Source organism: Ascidiimonas meishanensis (assembly GCF_037782385.1).
In the GTDB taxonomy this organism is placed as follows: Bacteria; Bacteroidota; Bacteroidia; order Flavobacteriales; family Flavobacteriaceae; genus Ascidiimonas; species Ascidiimonas meishanensis.
This window is the reverse complement of sequence record NZ_JBBEXD010000001.1, coordinates 223,613-245,545: the sequence shown is the minus strand read 5'-3', so window position 1 is coordinate 245,545 and position 21,933 is coordinate 223,613. Positions and strand designations below refer to the sequence as shown.

Below are 21,933 nucleotides of genomic sequence, written 5' to 3'. Positions count from 1 at the left end.
ATCTATACAAGCCTGATTAATTTAACCCCAAACAATTTAATTATGTTCAGATATTTACTGCTATTTGGAGTACTTTTTTTATTCTCTAAAAGTTATTCTCAAAGCTTTTCTTCCATTTGGAATACTAACAATACCAGTACTGGTTCTTCAGCGGCTAATCAAATTACAATTCCAACAAATCCTGCATTCACGTATGATTATTCTATTGATTGGGGCGATGGAAACACGGATACAGGAATAAATACGGATATTACGCATACATATGCAGTTGCTGGAAGTTATACCATTCAAATAAGTGGAAGTTTTCCAGCCATTTACTTTAACAATACCGGAGATAGAAATAAAATCATAGAAATTCTTAATTGGGGTACCATACAATGGCAGAGTATGGAAAATGCGTTTCATGGATGTGAAAATTTAAATTTTGATGCTATTGATGCTCCAGACCTCTCTCAAGTTACCAGTCTTCGTAATATGTTTAGGTTATGCGCCACATTCAATGGGATAGTAAATAATTGGGATGTAAATAACATAACAGATTTATCTGGAATGTTTGCCAGGGCAATAATATTCAATAGACCATTAGACAACTGGAATACAATTTCTGTAACTGATATGACAGAAACTTTTAGCGAGGCGCGTGATTTTAATGAACCACTTGATAATTGGAACACGGCTTCTGTTACTAACATGAGTTCTATGTTTTCTAATGCTTCCGATTTTAATCAAAATATCAATAATTGGGATGTAAGCTTAGTTACCAATATGAGTGGTATGTTTCGTAATACCAACAATTTCAATTTACCTTTAAATAACTGGAACGTTTCTTCGGTAGTTGATATGTCAGACATGTTTCAAGGCTCTCAATACAACTTACCTTTGAATAATTGGGATGTTAGTAGTGTTACCGATATGAGCGGTATGTTTTCTCAATTTAGTAGGTTTAATCAAAATATAAATAACTGGAATGTTTCTTCTGTTATTAATATGTCTGATATGTTTCTTAGAGCCTCTCTATTTAATCAACCTTTGGCTAATTGGGATGTTAGTAATGTTACTAATATGAGTGGCATGTTTGATGGTTTTTTTATCCCTATGATTTTTAATCAACCATTGAATACTTGGGACGTTAGCAATGTTACTAGTATGAGTAAGATGTTTAGAGACTGTCAAAGTTTCAATCAACCACTAGATAACTGGAATGTAAGTAATGTTACTGATATGAATCTGATGTTTGATAGTGCATTGGTCTTTAATCAAAACCTTAGTGGTTGGGATGTGAGTAATGTTACTAATATGAGCGGCATGTTTCAAGAAACTAATGCATTTAATCAACCATTAAATACTTGGGATGTTTCAGCTTCAACAAATCTATCCTTGATGTTTTTTAGAGCCTCTCAGTTTAATCTTCCGTTAGATAATTGGGATGTAAGTGCCGCAACTAACTTTCAAAGTATGTTTAGGGAAGCAGTATTTAATCAAGATATAAGTAATTGGAATACCACTTCAGCTACCAATATGATTACTATGTTTTTAAGTGCAACTTCATTTAATCAAAATTTGGCTGCATGGAATATTTCTGGGGTAACTAATATGTCTAACATGTTGTCTAATAGCGGATTATCTCAAGAAAATTATGATAATATTTTGATTGGCTGGGCGGCTCAAGCTGTAACGGATAATGTAAATCTTGGTGCTACAAACATCAACTATTGTGATGGGAGGGACGCAAGGCAAGATTTAATTGATAACCATAACTGGAATATTACGGGTGATATTGTTAATTGTTCTTTTGTATTTTGCACGCAGGTAACCTCACCATTTGATGGTGATACGAATGTACCAGCAAATTCTGATATACGTTGGGCACCTGCACCAAATGCAACAGGGTATCGAGTAAGCATAAGACGAGAAAACGGAGGCACTACACAGATTATTTACGACAATCAGGATTTTGGTAATGTAATAGGTTTAGACTTTACCAATGAGTTTACACCAGGAGATACGGTTTACGTAACAGTAGTTCCATACAATGATGAAGGACCTGCAACCGGTTGCCCGGAAATTAGCTTTACTGTGGTAGAGAGCTGGGTTAATAGTCCTAATGCTTTTAAACTTACGTATGATACAAGGCTTCAAGAAGCAAATCAGACGACACCTATTAATCAGTTAAGAATTCAAACAATATCTGGGTTGTCTTATAATTATTCTATTGATTGGGGAGACGGTCAATATGATAATAATGTGAACGGTGAAATTACTCATACTTACTTAGTTCCAGAAATCTATACCATTAGTATTATTGGTGCTTTTCCTGCGCCCAGACATGCAGAATTCAATAGTGATTCTTTTAAACTATTGTCCATAGATCAGTGGGGTACGCAGACTTGGGAAAGCATGCAAAGCGCATTTGCCGGTTGTGAAAACATGGAATATAATGCCACTGATATACCTAACCTCTCAGCGGTAACGGATATGAGTAGCATGTTTATTGTTTGTAGAAATTTTAACGGAAATATCAACTCTTGGGATGTTAGTAATGTTACAAATATGACTGCGTTATTTGGAGTAGCCAGCATTTTTAATCAACCCTTAGATAATTGGGATGTAAGTAATGTAGAAAGCATGTCTTTGATGTTTTTTAGGACAGATGCGTTTAATCAAAATATTAATAATTGGGATACTAGTAATGTTACCAATATGGCAAGAATGTTTGAAGATGCAGATGCTTTCAATCAACCTATTAACAACTGGAATGTTTCTGCAGTAGAGAACATGCGCCAAATGTTTAATAGGGCTCAAATTTTTAATCAATCATTAGACAATTGGAATGTAAGCAATGTACTTGATATGGAGGAGATGTTTAGAAGCACTAACAGTTTTAATCAAAATATTGATAGTTGGAATGTGAGTAATGTTACCACTATGAAAGGTATGTTTCAATCCGCTTTAATATTTAATCAACCGCTCAATTCTTGGGATGTTTCTTCTGTGGAAAATATGTCTTCTATGTTTTCTGGTGCACCTCTATTCAATCAACCACTAAATAATTGGAATGTATCTGAAGTAACTAACATGGCTGCCATGTTCAGTAGTGCTTTAGCCTTTAATCAAGATATTAATTCATGGAATGTTACTAATGTGACAAACATGCGTTTAATGTTCAATTCTGCTATTTTATATAATCAACCTATGAGCGGTTGGGATGTGAATTCTGTAGTAGATATGTCTTCTATGTTTAGAAGTACAGATAGTTTCAACCAGCCTCTAAATACTTGGAATGTAAGTGCCGTGGCTAATATGAGTTCAATGTTTGAAGATGCAATTCTTTTTAATCAACCCATAGATGTCTGGGATGTTAGTTCGGTAACATTAATGGAATCTATGTTTGAAGCGGCTCAAGACTTTAATCAACCTTTAAATAATTGGGATGTTTCAGTAGTTACCAATATGGAAGCAATGTTTAAAGAGGCAATAGCATTTAATCAGTCTTTAAATAATTGGAGCACTGGAGAAGTACTAACCATGCAAGAAATGTTTAGAGGAGCAACCATATTTAATCAAAATATTGAGAATTGGAATGTGTCTTTTGTAACCACCATGGAAGAAATGTTTAGAGATGCATCATCATATAACCAAGATCTGATTTCTTGGAATGTAGCATCCGTAACAGCCATGAACGGAATGTTCCAAAACGCTATCTCTTTCAATCGTTCTTTAGATAGTTGGAATGTAAGAGGAGTAACTACCATGCAAAGTATGTTTCAAGGAGCGATCTCTTTTAATCAACCTTTAAATAGCTGGAGGGTTACTGGTGTTCAAAACATGAATTTTATGTTCCAAAATGCATCTGCCTATAATCAAAATATGGATCAATGGGATTTAGGTTCAGTTTCTATGCGTTCTATGTTTCTAAATGCATCTTCATTAAATCAATATTTAGGAGATTGGAATATTCGCAACGTGTCTGATATGGAAAATATGCTAGACAATACTGCAATTATTAGGGAAAATTATGATAATACCTTAATTGCTTGGTCTGAACAATCACTTACTAATGAGATCACTTTAGGAGCTTTAGGTTTGCCCTATTGTGATGCCTTGGAGGAAAGACAATCTATAATTGATACTTATGAATGGACAATTTCTGGTGATGTTTTAGATTGTCCTGTTCCGGAATGCACTCAATTAATATCTCCTCTAAACGGGGCTACTGATGTACCCGTAAATACAAACCTTATTTGGGAGGAAGCACAGTTTGCAAGAGGATATCGACTTACGATCACAATTCAGCCCGGTGGAACCATTATTAATGAAGTAATAAATAACGCTTCTTCATACGAGTTTGCTACTGATTTTACTGGAGGTGAGACTGTTTTTGTAACTATTATTCCGTTTAATGATGAAGGAGATGCTACTGGCCCCTGTATAGAAGAAAGTTTCACTATATCTAATGATCCAGCTAATGTACCCGATTGTACAGAACTTTCTACACCGGTTGCAAATGAGGTTGATGTACGTGTAGCTACTGATTTAGTTTGGAATCCTATAGCAAATGCAGATGGTTATAGAATCACCGTGGGAACAACTACTGGTGGAAATGATATTATAGATAATCTTGATGTTGGAAATATAACAACTTATGATCTGCCAACAGAGTTACCAGAGAGCACTGAAATTTTTGTCACAATAATTCCTTATAATGAAGAAGGAAGTGCTTTGGGATGTACTGAGGAAAGTTTTACAACAGAATTGATTCCGGTACCGCCCCTTTGTACCAATATTAATAATCCGATAAATGGTGCTACCAATGTTCTTATTGATACTGATTTGAGTTGGGATGCAGTTGATGGTGCTACTGGTTATTTAGTAATTGTTGGCATTACTCAAGGTGGTATTGAAGTTGCTAATAACATTGATGTTGGTAATGTTACCACCTACAATTTTCCCGTTGATCTTCAGGAAAACAGAACACACTATGTTACTATTATACCCTATAATGATATTGGAGATGCTACAAGTTGTCTAGAAGAAAGTTTTAGAACAGGAGCATCCACGCTAAATGACCCACCGCCATGCACTAACTTAACAACTCCAATTAATGGTGCAAGCAATATTGCAATTGATACAGATGTAAGCTGGACCGCAGCCCCTAATGCAGATGGTTATAGGTTAACCATTGGCACCACCTCTGGAGGAAATGATATTTTAGATAATTTGGATGTAGGCAATGTAATAACCTACAATTTAGCAGCTAATTTACCTGAAAACACAGAAATCTTTGTCACCATTATCCCATATAATACTTTTGGAAATGCGACCACTTGTACAGAAGAAAGTTTTACCACAGAAACCATTTTAACTGTACCTAGCTGTACCGAATTAACCACCCCATTAGATGGAGCTATTGATGTTTCAATTAGCACAGACTTGACATGGAACGCCATTAGTAATGCAGATGGTTATAGGTTAACCGTTGGCACCACCTCTGGAGGAAATGATATTGTGGATAATTTGGATGTGGGTATTGTTACCAGCTATGATATCCCTATAGATTTACCAGAAGACACAGAAATCTTTGTCACCATTATCCCATACAATGGAGTAGGAGCTGCCACAGGATGCGTAGAAGAAAGTTTTACCACAGAAACTATTTTAACTGTACCTAGCTGTACCGTATTAACCACCCCATTAGACGGAGCTATTGATGTGTCAATTAGCACAGACTTGACATGGAACGCCATTAGTAACGCAGATGGTTATAGGTTAACCGTTGGCACCACCTCTGGAGGAAATGATATTGTGGATAATTTGGATGTGGGTATTGTTACCAGCTATGATATCCCTATAGATTTACCAGAAGACACAGAAATCTTTGTCACCATTATCCCATACAATGGAGTAGGAGCTGCCACAGGATGCGTAGAAGAAAGTTTTACCACAGAAACTATTTTAACTGTACCTAGCTGTACCGTATTAACCACCCCATTAGACGGAGCTATTGATGTGTCAATTAGCACAGACTTGACATGGAACGCCATTAGTAATGTAGATGGTTATCGCTTAACCGTTGGCACCACCTCTGGAGGAAATGATATTGTGGATAATCTGGATGTGGGTAATATTACCAGCTATAATATCCCTATAGATTTACCAGAAGACACAGAAATCTTTGTCACCATCATTCCATACAATGGAGTAGGAGCTGCCACAGGATGCGTAGAAGAAAGTTTTACTATTGAATTTACATTAGCAGATGAAACCAAATATGGATTTTCTCCTGATAATAATGGTATCAATGATTTTTGGGAAATAAAAGGTATTGAGAACTTTCCAAACAATGTGGTGACCATATATAATCGTTGGGGAGATATGGTTTTTAAAGTGAAAGGCTATGACAACGGTTCTAGAGTATTTAGAGGTGATGCAAACCAAAAAACGAACATGGGCGCAGGCCGATTACCATCTGGAACTTACTTTTTTGATATTCAGATTGAAGGTAATCACAACTTGAGAAAAACAAAAGGGTACGTTGTTATAAAGCGTTAAAATTATGAAAATGAGAACACAGTATAACCGTATGAAATTAGGTTTTTTATTAATACTATTTTTAACATACAGTATTTTATTCTGCCAGCAAACAGCTTCTTTTCCTGAGTATAATTACAATCCATTTATTATCAATTCAGGCTTTACAGGAATGCTTTCAACCACAGAAGCAACGATAGCTAATACAGGATTTAGCTCCATTGATGGCGCTCCGAGAAATTTTAGTTTAAGTTTTAATTCCCCTGTAAATAAGGGGAAAATGGGGCTAGGAGCTGCAATTATTAGAGACGAAATTGGTGTAACAACAACTACTGATGCATTTATAGCTTATTCCTATAAAATATTTTTTGATTTCAAAAGTAATCGTCCATACTGGCAAAATTACCAACCCGGTACTTTATCATTTGGTATTAGAGCAGGATTACAACAATATCAGAATAATTTATTGGATCTTAATATTATGGATGACATACAGTTTAGTGAAAATATTAATTCTACGATACCTACTATTGGAGCTGGGATTCTATTTAATCATTCACTATTTTACGTAGGCATTTCTTCGCCCAATCTTATAGGAACAAGTTTGGTTTCAAACGATGATGCCTTATCACTTCAGTTCCCTTTTTATGGCTATGTAGGTTTCCGGTTTTATAATAATCGTTTTCAAAATTTGATGTTGAAACCTAGTGTATTTGTGAAGCACGAAAAAGGCGCACCGCTCTTAGCTGATTTTAATATGTCGGTAAGTTTTAAAAATCAATTTGAATTTGGTGCAGGCTACAGATCAAATTCCTCTTTTAATATTTTAGCAGGCTTGTATGTATTCAAATTATGCAGACTTATCTATCAATACAATATAGTAACGGCTAATTCTCCTATAGGCAATACACATGGCCTAGTACTAAGCCTTAGGTTTGGAGAAGGTTATAATTAAGGGTATAAATTGAAACGTTTATTAGACTTGAGAACTAGAGAAATCCTATTTGAACCAGGAAAAGAGAGAAGCTTTTGTAGCTTTCCAATTTTGTTTCAAGGGAATCTGATTTTAATTAAGACTCTTAGTTCGATCATCAGAATAAATAGATTTGGTTGTTTCTCAAAGAGGAAATTATATGCAATTAATCCAGTTATGATAATTGTTAAGGAAATTACCAAAACTTCTATGTCCTGAATATTTTGCCTGACTAATATTCTTAAGTTTATCATTTACTGTTTTAATAACAGAACATTTTCTCCAAAGAGTCATATCGAAAATTGTCATTAAACAGTTTTAGGATATCTTATAGAAGATAAGAATAAACAACAAGACCTTTAATTATAGGTTACTATTTAACCCTTTTTTGTCAATTGAATGCAGCATGTTGTAGTCGTTTTCAAGTATAAAAACATTATGCTTATATTGAAAACTAATTTAATTATGAAAAGGAATTATTTCAAAGCTCTTAAGTCTTCTCCAATTTGTTATGATATTTTAAATTGGAATAATAGCTATTTTTCTCTCTTTTATTGTTTTGAACTTACTAAAGTTTATCACAGCTAAATAAAAGATTTAAATTTAAAAAGTAAATATGAAAGCAAGAGAAGTAAATAAGGAAGAATTTAGTGAAATGATAGAAAGCATTGACAAACATAAAAATGTAACCGATGCCCACCGTAAGGTCTTATTAGATATTAAAGATAGGATACAGTTTGAAGCAGAAAATGAACATTTTTTAATTGTTGAAAAAGATGATCTGGTTGTAGGGTTAGGAATTTGTACATTAGGTCTTATGGAGCCTGAAAATTATTATATTGACGATGTTGTTAGTGTAGAAAAGGGTGCTGGAAAAGCCATGACAGAATGGGTATTAGAGCTTAGCAGAAAACAAAACCCAAGAAAACCAATTGATTTAGTACCGGGTAACCAAGAAGCTATTGAATATTGGAAAGGGCAAGGATTTATACAACCTAATCCTCCTAGTGCTCAAATGACAAGAAGACCATCTTCAGAATTTGCAGAATCCGAAGAATCCAACGAATCCAAAGAATCCGCAAATAAACCAAATAAGAATCGAAAAAAGAAAGGTAGAAGACGGTGATTAATTAAAAATAATCAAATTTCAACTAAATAATTCTATAACTATGCAACAAAATTACTCACATCAATACAATGCTTACTAGTAACAGTAGTTCTTTCATCAGACAAGCCGAACAATTAATTAAGAGGTATGACTAAATACATATCAAAACTTATGCTTACTATTGTGTGCGATTTTAAACTGAAGAAATTCACATGAGTGCCTCTAAAAATACCTTCCTTATTGTGCTAGCATTTTTCTCCATTTATGTTATTTGGGGATCTACGTATTTATTGAATAAAATAGCAGTAAAGGAACTTCCACCTTTTATGTTGGCTTCTATTCGTTTTATTACTGCTGGACTTTTAATCTTTATCATTTGCAAGCTAATAGGCGTTAAGATAGCGATCACGAAGAAGCAATTAAAGAATACCATAATTGCAGGATTCCTTTTTTTAACTTTCGGTAATGGAGTAGTAGTTTGGGCACTTAAGTATGTAGACAGTGGCTTCGCAGCCCTTGAAATATCTGCACAACCTTTAGTAGTACTACTGCTTATGAGAATACTACAAGGAAAAAAAATTCAACTAATGTCTTTGGTTGGAGTGATACTGGGAATCATTGGAATTTATTTATTAGTAAGCCAAAAGCAAGTAATTAGTAGGGAAGGAAGTATTATTGGTATGTTGATGATCTTTGCCTGTATGATTAGCTGGGCATATGGCAGTCTGTTTGTGGGAAAAGCAGAGATGCCAACAAATTATTTTGTTAATACCGGCTATCAAATGCTAATGGGAGGAATTATGCTTTTCATTTCTAGTGTTTTATTAGGAGAACAGTGGACCTATCCTGAACAATGGAGTGACCCTGTAAGATGGTCTATGTTATTATTAATAATTTTTGGGAGTATTGTTGCTTTCACCTCGTTTAACTATCTATTAAAATATGTTTCCCCAGAAAAAGTTGCTACAAATACCTATGTAAACCCCATCATAGCATTGTTATTAGGCTGGTATTTTCTTAATGAAGAAATAACTAAACAATCTATTATTGCTGCGGTAATATTACTCACGGGAGTGTATTTCATTAACACCCGTAAAAAGCTTTCTAGAAGTAAGATAATCAGTAAATAAATAAGACAAAAATCAAAATTAAAAGCATCTGTAATTTCGCAGATGCTTTTAACTATAACACTTCATGAACTTATTTTTTATAATAATCTTCTGGATTGAGTCTTTTTCCATTCCGTCGTACTTCATAATGTAAATGTGGTCCTGTAGATTGCCCGGTTGAACCTACGTAACCAATAATAGCTCCTTTTTCTACGCTGGCTCCTTTAGCTACTTCAAAACCCTGCATGTGAGCGTACCAGGTCTCATAACCATCAGAGTGGTTAATTATTATAAGGTTTCCCCAATCTTTTTTAAAGGAGGAAAAGGTGATTTTTCCATCTGCTGTTGCTACAATTGGAGTACCCATTGGAGCTTTAATATCAATACCTCCATGTACAACCTTCTTTTTGGTAATTGGATGTTTAAATTCTTTCCCAAAGGAATTTGTAATGTGCTTCTTCAACCTATTTTTTAAAGGGAATAGGCTGGGAGGTGTAGCTTTTAATGTCCAGTCAATTTGAGAAGAGGATGTAACTTCATAGCTGCTTAATGGCTTAGTAAATGCCATTAAAAGCAATGCAACTAAAGGAACGATTAAAAAATAACGGATTACTGATTTTTTTGATGATTTGGTTTTCATGATCATGTCTATTCGTTTTTTGATGATTAAATGATTAAATTGATGAAATAAATTATTAGGACGTTCAAGCCCTATATTTTCTAATAGCAATTTCAGGTAATAAGATTTTTCATTCTTGAGGCTTAAAACTAAGGAGTCTGCCTGAAACTCATGAACAGACTTTAGTGATGTCTTGTAGAAATATACTAATGGATTCCACCAGAAAAAAGCAAAATACACCTCAGCTAGAATAAGGTCTAAACTATGCATAAGTCTTATATGAATCCTTTCATGTTGAATAACTAAAGTGTCTGGAAGTTTATCAGTATTGGCTGGTATAAAGATCCACTTTAAGTAGGAGAAAACGGTAGAAACGTCTGTTGAAATAAAGGTAGTTCCATTTGTCTGTAGTACCGTTCCTTTTTTTTGAAGTTTATAAAGGTGTAAATGAATTAATGCAATTCTCATTAAGAAATAGGCAGATATTATCAAATAGAGCATCCATCCAAGAAATTCAAAATCTATACTAATATTCTCAGCTTTAATATTCAAAGAAGTAGTCTCCAATTTTTGGGAAGGAATCCATTGGTAAAAAATAGGAAGACTATAGTTATTTGTGTAAAATTCAGGAATAAAGCTATCAAATAGGGGTAATAAAAGAGAAACTGGAATTAAAAGAAGAAGAAAAGTTCTATTTGCAGTATGAAATGTAAGTGTTTGCAAGACATACTTATACAAAAGATATAGAATTGAGAAAACGATAGCAGTTTCTAGCAAATAAATAACAGAATTACTCATTTTCTTCTTTTAAAGTTTCAATTTTTGCTTCTATAAATTGCTTCATCTTTTCTAACTCCATCAGATTCATTTCTTCATTTTCTGTAAAGAAGTGTGCAAAATTACTAATAGAGCCGTTAAAGAAATTTTGTATCATCCCTTTTAATCGGTCTTTGAAATAAGTGTCTTTGGAAACAAGCGGATAATACTCATGTGTTTTACCATATGTATTGTAATCAATAAACTTTTTCTTTACTAATACTCTAATAACAGTGGATATCGTAGTGTAAGCTGGTTTGGGATTGGGATATTGTTCTACAATATCTTTTAAAAAAGCACTTTTTAAGCGCCATAAATATTGCATAATTTGTGCTTCCGCTTTTGTTAAATCCTTCATGTATACGATCTGTTTTAAATAGCTAAAAACCTTTTGAGAAAACAAATATAGGATAATTATAGCAGTATAACTATAATTATAGTAATAAAACTATAAATATAGTAGTAATAAGGATATTTTTAGTTCTATTTACCTTTTGATACCACGAATGAATAGGCTTTGTTGATCTCTACTCATTTATTGATTATGATATAAATTTGATTCAAATAAAGAATTAATAATGTAAATTTAACACCATCCGTAAAAACGTTGTATTCAAATTATGACCTAATTAATCGAACAGAAACTTTAATAACTGGGTACTATTTATACTTGCGAAATACTAAATAGCCCCTTTAAATACTTCATTATGAATAGAATATTACTTAAATGTATCGTATTAGTAAGTTGTTTTTACCTTTATTTTGGGTCTCAGAGTATTTATGCACAATCCTCTGCACAACTGTATAATCAGGTACAAAATATTTATATTTCAGGTACTTCCACAAATAGTAGTAACTGTTCTCAAGCAAAAAGTTACATAGCAAAACTAGCCGGTTATAAAGGATATCGTCAGGCAGTTCCTGCTAATAAAGCATATTCTGTCAATTTTCCTAACAAAGTAAACAATCCAACTATAGGCGATCTTGCCAAAGATCGCATTGCCAGATTAGAGAGTAGATTTAAAAGTTGTCTTACTACAGCAGGCAGCCCAAGATCTGTAGAACTCTATAATAAGGTGCAAAATATGTATGGGCGCTATTACAATATTTCTTCAAGTGATTGCAACAGGGTGAATACTCTTATTAATGATTTAAGTGCTTACAAAAACTATACAGAACGTGTACCAGCAGACAAAGCCTATTCTGTAAGTTTTAAAAGAAGGGTTACGAATCCTACTATAGGGGATTTGGCAGAAGACCGTGTAGCAAGGGTTCAAAGCCGCTTTAAAAATTGTGTTAATTCGGGTAATTATTTTTCACAGCAACGATACAATACAGTTCAAAATATTTATTTGACTGCTCCCAGAAAACAAAGTTTAACTACAGCAGAATGTAATAGTATCACTGGTGTAATTTCTAAGTTAGAGCCTTATCTAAGTTCTAAAGACCTGATACCCAACAAATGGACTTATACGGTTATTTATCCGAACAAAAAAGTAAACCCAACTATAGCTGACCTTGCCAGAGACCGCATACAAAGGCTTAAAATGCTTAGCAGTAGCTGCGTAAGAAGTCCTCAAATGAGTAATTATGTGCTTTCAAATTTACCAGGTATTTATAACTATAACCATAAGGGGCGTAAATTTCAATTAACCATTTATCGAAACAATAATGATCTTAGTGCGGCGTATACCAAGCATGAATATTCGTACCCGCCTGTTTATGAAGGTGTTGAATTGATAACTTCTAATATGGTGCGTTTCAAATTTGTTTTAGGAGGTACCTACCGCGTAGAATTAGAGGTCGCACATAACAGCATGGGAGTTTCTGCTTATATTTATGAATCCTGGGAAGGTACTTCAAAAACTAATTTAGGTGTAATTTCTTCAAATGGAAGTACCAACATTACTTCTAGCGATCAATCGGTAGACGGCAGCGTGAAAGTAACCTTTACGAATTCTACTGGTGCTGCTGTTCAAATTTATTGGATTAACTTTCAGGGAGTAGAGGTAAAATACTATGATTTACCTTCAGGAAGGTCTTATACACAATCTACCTACAATACCCATAAATGGAGAATTAGACAGGGAGGTAGTGTGTTGCTAAATTATGCAGCAAATAACTATAAAAGTCAGGCAGTTAACATAAGATAAATACAAGAATGATACAGTTAAAAAATCCGCCAGAGTTAAATAACTTTGGCGGATTCAATATATTCAGTATGTAAAGTGCTTAACAAAGCGGAAATATTGATTGACAAATTGTATCAGCAGTAGGAGCACAAGTTCCTTCTGTATCGGGTTCAGGACAGGGAACTCTACTACCTGCTCCAATTATCTGATTCTTTAAGCTAAAATTTGCAATTCTTTTTTTGTTCAAAACGAGGTTTGTGATCTTTTTTCTTTTCATTTCATTTCATGTTTTTTAGTTTATCAAACTTAATAATTATTAAGAATAAACCTACATAAAATAAAGTTAAAAAGTTTAGTGGAATATGAAGCAGCACCATGCATTAGAAAAAGATGAATTTATATTTCATGGATTAAACATATATCGCAACAAATGGGTAAAAACCCCCTCTTAAAATGGGTAAAAACCTCCTATATATTTGATTTAATGGTTATTATATTTGATTAACACTGTTCTCTCACTTTAAAATATAATAACATTATGTATAAGATTATTCAACACCTCACCATGAAAGATACGATAACTGAAATTATTCCCTCTATCGGAATTTCTTTACTCATTTCAGAATCCTTTTACAAATTTGGAAGTTTTACATTGGAGTGTATAGCCTTTCTTTCTACCTTTTTTGTATTGGGTTATTTTATTTACAAACTGAAGTCTTATCTCATTAGAGATTAAAATAATAGGTCTAAAAAAATCATAATAATGAATACTATAAGACGTTTTTTAGCAAGTTTAGTCCAGATGCCTCAGGAAATCTTAGCAGCAATCATTAGAATTCTGCTTTTGATTCTTTTGTTGTTATTATATATTCTTTATTGGTTGTTTAAACGACGTAAACGCAGGAAAAAACCTCACGAAAAGAAACCAGAAGTTTGCCATAAAATACCGCCACATGTTACTAGAAAGCCAAATCCTTGTATATACAGTCAGTTTTATAGAATGAATCAAGGCCTTTCTGTGACATGGAATAATCCAGATATTGAAATATATGAAACCAATGGAACATTGGCAGATTCTTCAAATTTAAATGCAAATACTGATTATTTGCTAAGAGCTAAAATCTCCAATTCGGCCTTTGATCCTTCTTTAGCAACTGCCGTGAGGTGCTATTATAGGCCATGGAGTTTTAATAGTCCAGATAAGATTCCTATAGAATTAAATCCCAACGGGACTGAAAAGATGGTATTTTTAGATATTGCTCCCTGGTCTTCAGCTATTGCAGAATTTAAATGGCATACACCAAATGTGAATTCAGCACATTATTGCATTCAAGTAGAATGCTTTCACCAAGACGATATAAACCCTAATAATAATCTAGGTCAGGAAAATACAAATGTATTCTCAGCAGCTCCTGGAGAAACCGTTGAAACAACAGCCTTTTTAATGAATGTTGAAGATAGAGAGCGCACATTTCAATTAATGGCCGATGCTTATAAAATAGATGGTAAAGGGGTACGTCTTAGGCTTGAAACCAAAAAAATACCGCTTGGAAGAAAACCAATTTTTCAAAACCTTCGGAACTATTTATTAACGGTAGACGAAAAAAAACGAAGTATTAAAACACGAGATAATTATATGCCTAAATACACCCATTATCAATACAAAGGATGGGATGAATTTAAGGAAAACCACAGAAGAGGTAATGCTCCTCTTCCTGATGAATGGAAACTTGCTATCAATGGATTAAATACAGCTACCAATACGCAAACCATGTTTTTGCAAGGAAAAGAAGGTAAAGATGTAGAGCTTCAAGTGAAAGTACCCATAAATGCGGTACCTGGAGATCAAATGCCAATTAACGTAATCGCAATTGCACCTTCCGGCAAGATTGCGGGAGGAGTTACACTTTTAATCAATGTAAAATAAAAAAAGATGCCGAGAAATTTAAAACATTTTACAAGTTGTGCTAGTCCAGGAGACTCGTACCCATATGTTACCGTGGGTAATATTTTTGCGCAAGTAGGATTGAGCCTTTTAACAGGAGCAGGTTTTGGTATTATTCTAGGCGGAATAATGGCTGTTTTTGCTAGTGGATTTGCTTGGGGGTGTGGCGGTATAGCTGCATTTATAGGAGTCCTTACCTATTGGTTTATTCAATTCAAAGACTGGTATAATAATCACAGGCTAATGTGTATTGTGAAAGATAGATGCGCTCTGGGTACAGTCACCCATAATCCTACTGCTGCGACTGATGGAGATCGTAAAATAAACTTACATCTAGCTCCATTTACGCCTAAAGAAACGGAAGCTCTTATTGCAGAACTTTTAGATGAAATGAGAGGAGAACTTTCTAATGTACCCGATTTAATAGATCTTCAAAACCGTCAGATTCTGGTAGGGTATCTCAATGGAATGGACACCATTACTAAGAATAAATTCTATATAAGGCTAGTGGATGAAAAGATGATGTCTCAACCAAACAAAGGTTTTCAAAGACACCTCTACAGAAGGGATGAAGCCATAATGGGACAACCTGCTTTTGATAATTCAGATTCAGACCTTATTACAGATGAAGATCCAAATCCGCAATTTAGATATGACAATGGAGGTTCTGCAAATACTACCATTGTTCCCTACTTGCATACAGAAGTAGAAGGAAACAGATTAATGATACTCTTAAACAATATCTACGGCTCTGCTTTAGCGGGATTAATAGTAGCATTAGGTATTTGTATTGCTTGTGATGTTATTAGTCTTGGAGCACTTGATTTTCTATGTGGGTGGATAGGTGCTGCGGTTTCTGTAATAGTAGCATTACTAGCCTTTTTGATTTCTTGGCTGGTGAATGATTGGGAAGATGGCAACGCAGATGAAATAGGGGTAGACATTGAAGAGGGTAACTTTGATGATCCTGTAGGTACCACCACCACGCAGGGAGGTGATATTGTAATTACCTACGGAGACTGGATTATGGATGAAGAGCATGGTCAATATTTTGAGATTCATCCTGTGAAAGCATATTACCTGATTTGTCGCGATGCCCGTATGCCTGATATTTGGAAACTTACAGAAGAAGTGAATCATGCAGATTGTGATTTTGATGTAAGTTTGATTACTCAAGATGACCTTGAAAGAATGTGCAAACTAGTTCAAGCTGCAGAAAACACAGACCCTAAAGAAAAACTGGATATTGATGTTACTGGTGCCATGGCTATGATGCCATAAAAAATTCATCTAAACAATTTTAAAAGATCTTAGAATTTCAGTTATGGGTAGTTAGTGCATTGATAGGCTCAAAATTGCCCGGTTCTAAGTTTTCAAGAGTAATATTTCCAATCCGTACTCGTATCAATCTAAGGGTAGGAAAACCTACTGCGGCGGTCATCTTTCTAACCTGTTTAAATTTGCCTTCTGTAATGGTGAGGCGTATCCACGAAGCCGGTCTGTGTCTTTCTATTCGTAACCTTTTATCAGGAGGAGGCAGGGAAGGAGCATCCATAAGAGCTACAAAGCAAGGTTTAGTAATGTATCGCTTGCCGTAGAAGCCTATTTCAATTCCTTTCTGTAATATATCAATAGCTTGTTGAGTAATAATGCCATCTAACTGGGCATAATACTCTTTCTCAATACCAGAACGATTAATATGATCACTTAACTTTCCATCTGTAGTCATTAACAAAAGACCTTCAGATTTTTCGTCCAACCTCCCTATTGGCATGGTACCTTCTGGAAAGTCAAATAGCGCGCTAAGAAATTGTTTTTTTCGACGCTGTTTTGCATCATTAGAAAATAATTGGCTTATCATGCCATAAGGCTTATATAATTTAAAATGAACATGTTTTTTAGACATGGGACTTTAAGAGTTTATGGTATTTTTTTCGAATGTAGGGTGTTTTTATAAACCCTAAGAATGCCAATGCAGTGGTGCCAATATAAATAGCCATAATTATTATTTGAATGGGTAATGTTTGCATTGATAAGTATTCAATTAATAACCATCCCTCAATAATTATCGGAATAAAAAAGACACAAAAAGCGATGCCTTTTCCCAACAAATTAGGATGCATTAATACCCAATAATAATAGGTGCTTTTCTTTTTAGAAACCGCTTTCTTTAAATCGGTAATATGAACAAAAAGCAGTAGAAATAAATATAAGAATATAACAGGTACAACCAGAGCAATGATGGTATTATCTAATTCTTGACCAAAGATGGAGATTGTTTTCTTTTCCCTTTCATAGTTTGATTTTACAACGGAAAATGCTTCTTCTATTTTCTGATCCTTAATTTCCATCCATATTTCATAGGAATGCTCATGGTCACCAAAGATATAATCACCAAGGCTTTGATCTTCTTTTATTTTTAGGGGGTCAAATCCTTTTTTAAAACTTCCAGTCTCAGAACCCTTTGAGAACTGATCAATGATCCAATCTAAATAGGAAGGAAATGTTCCTGAAGTTTTGATTCCCATGAAGTTAAGGGTATCACTTTTAGTGTATATTTTAGAACCGTTTCTGTAAAAATAATAATTAAGCGTTGTATACAACTCGCCTTTGTTTAAATTAGAATTGATAACAGCATCTTCAAGAATTAATAGATTTTTATTTTCTTTTAGTTGACTTATGCCAACAGCCTTCTGATGGCTGGCATTTAAAAAATCACCTAAAGATGTTAAATCAGGCACAAAAGTATAAAATGGTTCACCCTCTTCTTTCAATAATGATTCCAATGAGTAGAACTCTGGTGTAAAATAAGACCCTTTGCTTCTAGATTTCGTGTAGGAATAAGAAATCCGATAAAATGGATTAGATGTGGAGTCTTTCAAAATCTTTTTGTCTATAATAAAAGTATCCATGCTATGTTTTATGGAATCTTGGTAAGGTTCCATTTCATTTTCCCATTTTAGAAGAAGGTCACTCCGCCATGAATCATAATCTATATTCACAAGTCTATCTAGGGCTTCAAAAGTATTTCTATATGCTTTTGATTTCGTATTGGTAATCAACACTAAAATAATAGCCAAAGAAAGAAGTATAATACTAGATATTTTCTTTTTACAGGATTCTACGATGTCCTTCATGAGTAATTCTTATAGTTTAATTAACCGATAAGGCTATGAGAAGTTTAATTGAATCACAAAAAGATGTTTCGTGAATAAAGGTATAGAAATCTGTCCAGAGTTAAATCTTTGCGGTTTCCAAAAGGTATTTTTTAGCATCAAGAAAGGATTGTTATGATGTGTGTTGGGAATATACATAAAAAAGAAATAAAACGGCAGCATTCATAAACTGAACAAACTTCTTTTCTTCCTCTAGCTTTAGAATTTTAAAATTAAACAAAAATGAAGCTGCCTTTTTAGACAGCCTCATTCAATATCTCAAATTTCTATGTATTATTGATCTATCGCTACCGATCCGCTTGTGATGGTTCTTTTACAGTCTTTTGTTCCAGCAGTGCAAGGAGTGCATGTGGGTCTCACACCATCTACCCATTTAGGGTAACATTCGGTAGTACTGCCAGCACAAGAGCTTGATGTACAGGATACGCCAAGTCCTACTAATATTCCTTCTGCATTTTCTTTCAAAAGGGTAGTAGTTACGTAGGCTCCACTTCTGGCTCGGAGATAATAATTTTCATCAATATGCATGACCTCATAGGAGTCGTATTTAATAGGCACTCCTTTTTCAATAGTCAACTGGGTTTCTAACTCAGATAAGATGGCATTTCTGGTAGTCGCATCAAGTGTAAGATCTTCCTGTGTTTGGTTTGAATCTGTTGTACAAGAAGCAAAAGCAATAGCAAGTACAACCAACATTTTTAATTTTTTCATAATAAAATGATTTAAATGGTTAAAATTGTGGCATGCATGCTTCCTTAAAAATAGGGATAAAATATGAATTTACAATGTGGAAAAACCTTTAAAATAATGTGGTTTTTTCTTATTAAAGTATGTTTTAACGATTATCATAGATTTGTCTCATACGATGTAAATAATTTTCAACTAAATATTTTAGTATCCTTATCACATAAATTTTTTGAGATAAAATTTCAAGAACCATTTGGATTGCAGAACCCAAAGCGTTTTTTAGAAAAGATACTTGGTAAACTAGTATTAAAGAGAAAGACAGAGAAAGATTATTATATAAGACAAGAGCTCCTGTTTTTAAAACAGGAGCTCTTAAATTAAGATTTGATCTCAAAATTGTTATAGCTGACAACTCACACTAGGAGGATAACTAGAAGTCTGACCTCCACAGGTTTGGACTCCTGAGTACATGGCACCACCTTTAATGTCTTCAGTTTCAAAATTTGAAATATAATTCTTATTTAAATTTAGCGATTTTAGATTTTTTTTCTTCATTTTTTAAGTATTTAAAAGTTATTTATTTTCTCTAAATTAATCAAAAAAATCTGATTACAAAATGGATTAGTTACGAATGATAAAGAGAGACTACTAATTTGATGGTGAATAAGATTCTCTGATAAATTAGGGATAAATTGTAACGAATTTCCTGCATTTTTTTAATTAGGACTATACTTACTTAAAAGTATAAAGCTTTCATCCTAATGCACAACACAACGAGATTATAAAATATTAGTTTACATTTTTCTCTAATTAAGGATTGCTAAATAGGTATTTAAAAATGTTTGATGCTCTTTTTTTTCAAATTCTCAAAAATGGATTAAAAAGAGTTGTAAACGATGTTGAGATGCTATAATTTTTATAGATTTGACCTGTTATTTTATCCTAAAATTCGTACGTAATTAAACTACCCCAATGATTTAATAAACGAATGTAGGTATTGCTTTCATTGATATTATTTGACAGTAATCCCTATTTTAAATCATTAATTATCGATTCAATAAATCAATATAGATTAAAAATCTATCCTGTTAATAAGAAAGTAGATTTCTTAAGCATCTGTTATTTTATAATTCAATGGATGCGCATCCTATTTTATGAAATTTCACTCAAACTTCAAACCAAATATTTAATTATGAAATCCAAACTCATTCAACTAAAGAACCAACTAATCTACTTCGCATGCTTATGCGTTTTACTCAATTCATGTAAAAAGAAACCCAGTGAAGATATTGTAAAAGTGACTATTGAAGAAATTACTTCTTCAAGGGCTCCCTACTTAAATTTCCCTACACCTTTATCTCCAGACACGCCTTGGGATGTAGATAGAAATCTACAGGCAGAACTTACCAATCAAGGTAAATTTGTGCAGGTACAACGCTTGTTTGAAATCTTGTCATGGCAATGGTTTGTAGCCCTAAATTGGCCAACAAACGATAAAGGGGAGCCTATGCCAGCTATATCAGATGCAGGGAATCCAACTTGGTTTGGATGGAAAGAAAGCTACGAAGTTTTTCTTCCAAATGGTCAAAAACCAGCCCCTTGGGGTGTTTTTACTCCTCCAGATCATTTTCCAAAATCTATTGAATATAAGGGCGAAAAAATTCTTTTTAGATCAAATAAAATAGTAGACTTTGCACATCCTGATATTGAAGACGAAGTGAATCAGGCTTTTACCTCTCCCATCTGGGATCAAAACGGAAATATAACCCGTTATGAAATACGTATGAACGAGGTTGAATTTGATTATGTGGTAAAAAACGAACTTTACAATTATGACGGTCAGATTGTATTTTCTAAAGAAAATAGTAATGTTACATTCCCGGAAGGAAATCGTACTCAAGAAGGTGCTATTGAAATAAAATTAGCATGGAAGATATTAGAAGACACCGATATTAAATCTCGATATTTTACCACCTATGGGTATGTTATTAATGAAGATAAAACCTATGAAAGAAAAGAAGTAGGTATGGTGGGAATGCATATCTCTTCTAAGACGGAATCTTCTCCCCAATGGATTTGGACTACCTTTGAACATGTAGACAATCTGGAAGTGAATTTATTAGATGAAGTAGATGGAAAACCATTACGCCCTTCTTATAATGATCCTGATTGTGAAATATGTCCTATCAATGTACTTGGGGATACCGTTGTATCAGCAGATAATCCTAAAGTTAAAACACAGATTCAGCGTATCATACCCATTTCTGGTGCCACTAAAGAATTGAATGCTAGTGTTCAAAACTTACTCAGAGCGGCAGGATCAAAATTACAGTACTATCAACAAATAGGTACCCAATGGCCAACTGCACCAGAGGTACCACCATATACTTTAAAAGATACTACCGCATATACTTTACCACAAGCAGTTACTAACAAATCAGGAGGTAATCCAACACCAGCTTATTTAACTAATATGGTGATGGAGACCTATTTTCAAGGTGGTTCCATTACGGCAGGTTCAGATAAAATTATTCAACAATATACCCGAGATGGTAAAATTGAATACAAAGATACCTTAGATGGGTATAACGTATATCTAGCTAATGAGCCCGCTTATTTTCAGATGAATAACTTCCCAATGGGTACAGATACCAAAAACACACAGCAAATAATATTTGGTACAGAGAGCTGTATTGCCTGTCACTTTTCTTCGGCTATAGCAACTGGTTACAAAGAGCAGAACGGAGTGAAAACACCTGTATTTGGGTTGCCTACATCAGCAGATTTTAGCTGGTTACTTAATCAAAAAGCAAGTTTTAAAAAATAACTAAACTACCAAT

15 protein-coding genes are annotated in these 21,933 nt (G+C 33.9%); 9 read left to right on the top strand and 6 right to left on the bottom strand.

The features are described from left to right. Nucleotides 1-42: 42 nt before the first annotated feature. The gene (locus WBG07_RS00965) at nucleotides 43-6,549 is read left to right on the top strand and encodes a BspA family leucine-rich repeat surface protein (protein ID WP_340198605.1); all 6,507 of its coding nucleotides are present in this window, start codon (nucleotides 43-45) and stop codon (nucleotides 6,547-6,549) included. Between the two features lie 10 nt (nucleotides 6,550-6,559). Beyond that, nucleotides 6,560-7,483, top strand: a complete 924-nt coding sequence (locus WBG07_RS00960; protein WP_340198604.1) for a PorP/SprF family type IX secretion system membrane protein — start codon at nucleotides 6,560-6,562, stop codon at nucleotides 7,481-7,483. A gap of 174 nt (nucleotides 7,484-7,657) precedes the next feature. Here WBG07_RS00960 and WBG07_RS00955 read toward each other — a convergent pair whose 3' ends face one another. Beyond that, nucleotides 7,658-7,810, bottom strand: coding sequence for a transposase (locus WBG07_RS00955; RefSeq protein WP_413788808.1), 153 nt, complete (start codon nucleotides 7,808-7,810; stop codon nucleotides 7,658-7,660). A 307-nt stretch (nucleotides 7,811-8,117) separates the two neighbouring features. On the opposite strand from WBG07_RS00955, the gene WBG07_RS00950 reads away from it, so the two are divergent. Both WBG07_RS00950 and WBG07_RS00945 read left to right on the top strand, forming a co-directional pair. Then, on the top strand, nucleotides 8,118-8,627 hold the full coding sequence (locus tag WBG07_RS00950) for a GNAT family N-acetyltransferase (protein WP_340198603.1): 510 nt from the start codon (nucleotides 8,118-8,120) through the stop codon (nucleotides 8,625-8,627). Nucleotides 8,628-8,821: 194 nt separating this feature from the next. After that, a complete protein-coding gene (locus WBG07_RS00945) occupies nucleotides 8,822-9,739 on the top strand; it encodes an EamA family transporter (protein WP_340198602.1) in 918 nt (305 codons plus the stop codon). A gap of 70 nt (nucleotides 9,740-9,809) precedes the next feature. Here the strand turns inward: WBG07_RS00945 and WBG07_RS00940 are convergent, their stop codons facing one another. Further along, on the bottom strand, nucleotides 9,810-11,135 hold the full coding sequence (locus tag WBG07_RS00940; protein ID WP_340198601.1) for a peptidoglycan DD-metalloendopeptidase family protein: 1,326 nt from the start codon (nucleotides 11,133-11,135) through the stop codon (nucleotides 9,810-9,812). Beyond that, nucleotides 11,128-11,511: a BlaI/MecI/CopY family transcriptional regulator gene (locus WBG07_RS00935; protein WP_340198600.1), complete on the bottom strand. Its 384-nt coding sequence runs from the start codon at nucleotides 11,509-11,511 to the stop codon at nucleotides 11,128-11,130. Before WBG07_RS00935 ends, WBG07_RS00940 begins: the two co-directional genes overlap by 8 nt. A 349-nt stretch (nucleotides 11,512-11,860) precedes the next feature. Here WBG07_RS00935 and WBG07_RS00930 point away from each other — a divergent pair, with 349 nt between their 5' ends. The 4 genes from WBG07_RS00930 to WBG07_RS00915 all read left to right on the top strand — a co-directional run bounded on the left by WBG07_RS00930 (nucleotide 11,861) and on the right by WBG07_RS00915 (nucleotide 16,511). Further along, complete coding sequence (locus tag WBG07_RS00930; RefSeq protein WP_340198599.1) at nucleotides 11,861-13,306, top strand: VHL beta domain-containing protein; 1,446 nt, start codon at nucleotides 11,861-11,863, stop codon at nucleotides 13,304-13,306. A 517-nt stretch (nucleotides 13,307-13,823) separates the two neighbouring features. Then, on the top strand, nucleotides 13,824-14,021 hold the full coding sequence (locus tag WBG07_RS00925; protein WP_340198598.1) for a hypothetical protein: 198 nt from the start codon (nucleotides 13,824-13,826) through the stop codon (nucleotides 14,019-14,021). A gap of 27 nt (nucleotides 14,022-14,048) precedes the next feature. Next, nucleotides 14,049-15,212: a hypothetical protein gene (locus tag WBG07_RS00920; protein ID WP_340198597.1), complete on the top strand. Its 1,164-nt coding sequence runs from the start codon at nucleotides 14,049-14,051 to the stop codon at nucleotides 15,210-15,212. Between the two features lie 6 nt (nucleotides 15,213-15,218). After that, a complete protein-coding gene (locus WBG07_RS00915) occupies nucleotides 15,219-16,511 on the top strand; it encodes a hypothetical protein (RefSeq protein WP_340198596.1) in 1,293 nt (430 codons plus the stop codon). Nucleotides 16,512-16,548: 37 nt separating this feature from the next. Here the strand turns inward: WBG07_RS00915 and WBG07_RS00910 are convergent, their stop codons facing one another. The 3 genes from WBG07_RS00910 to WBG07_RS00900 all read right to left on the bottom strand — a co-directional run bounded on the left by WBG07_RS00910 (nucleotide 16,549) and on the right by WBG07_RS00900 (nucleotide 19,117). Next, a complete protein-coding gene (locus WBG07_RS00910) occupies nucleotides 16,549-17,136 on the bottom strand; it encodes a pseudouridine synthase (RefSeq protein WP_340198595.1) in 588 nt (195 codons plus the stop codon). Then, a complete protein-coding gene (locus tag WBG07_RS00905; protein ID WP_340198594.1) occupies nucleotides 17,129-18,367 on the bottom strand; it encodes a hypothetical protein in 1,239 nt (412 codons plus the stop codon). Before WBG07_RS00905 ends, WBG07_RS00910 begins: the two co-directional genes overlap by 8 nt. A gap of 312 nt (nucleotides 18,368-18,679) precedes the next feature. Next, nucleotides 18,680-19,117: a hypothetical protein gene (locus WBG07_RS00900; protein WP_340198593.1), complete on the bottom strand. Its 438-nt coding sequence runs from the start codon at nucleotides 19,115-19,117 to the stop codon at nucleotides 18,680-18,682. A 1,168-nt stretch (nucleotides 19,118-20,285) separates the two neighbouring features. Here WBG07_RS00900 and WBG07_RS00895 point away from each other — a divergent pair. Next, nucleotides 20,286-21,920 (top strand): hypothetical protein, encoded by a 1,635-nt coding sequence (locus WBG07_RS00895; RefSeq protein WP_340198592.1) that lies wholly within the window; start codon nucleotides 20,286-20,288, stop codon nucleotides 21,918-21,920. Nucleotides 21,921-21,933: the final 13 nt, after the last annotated feature.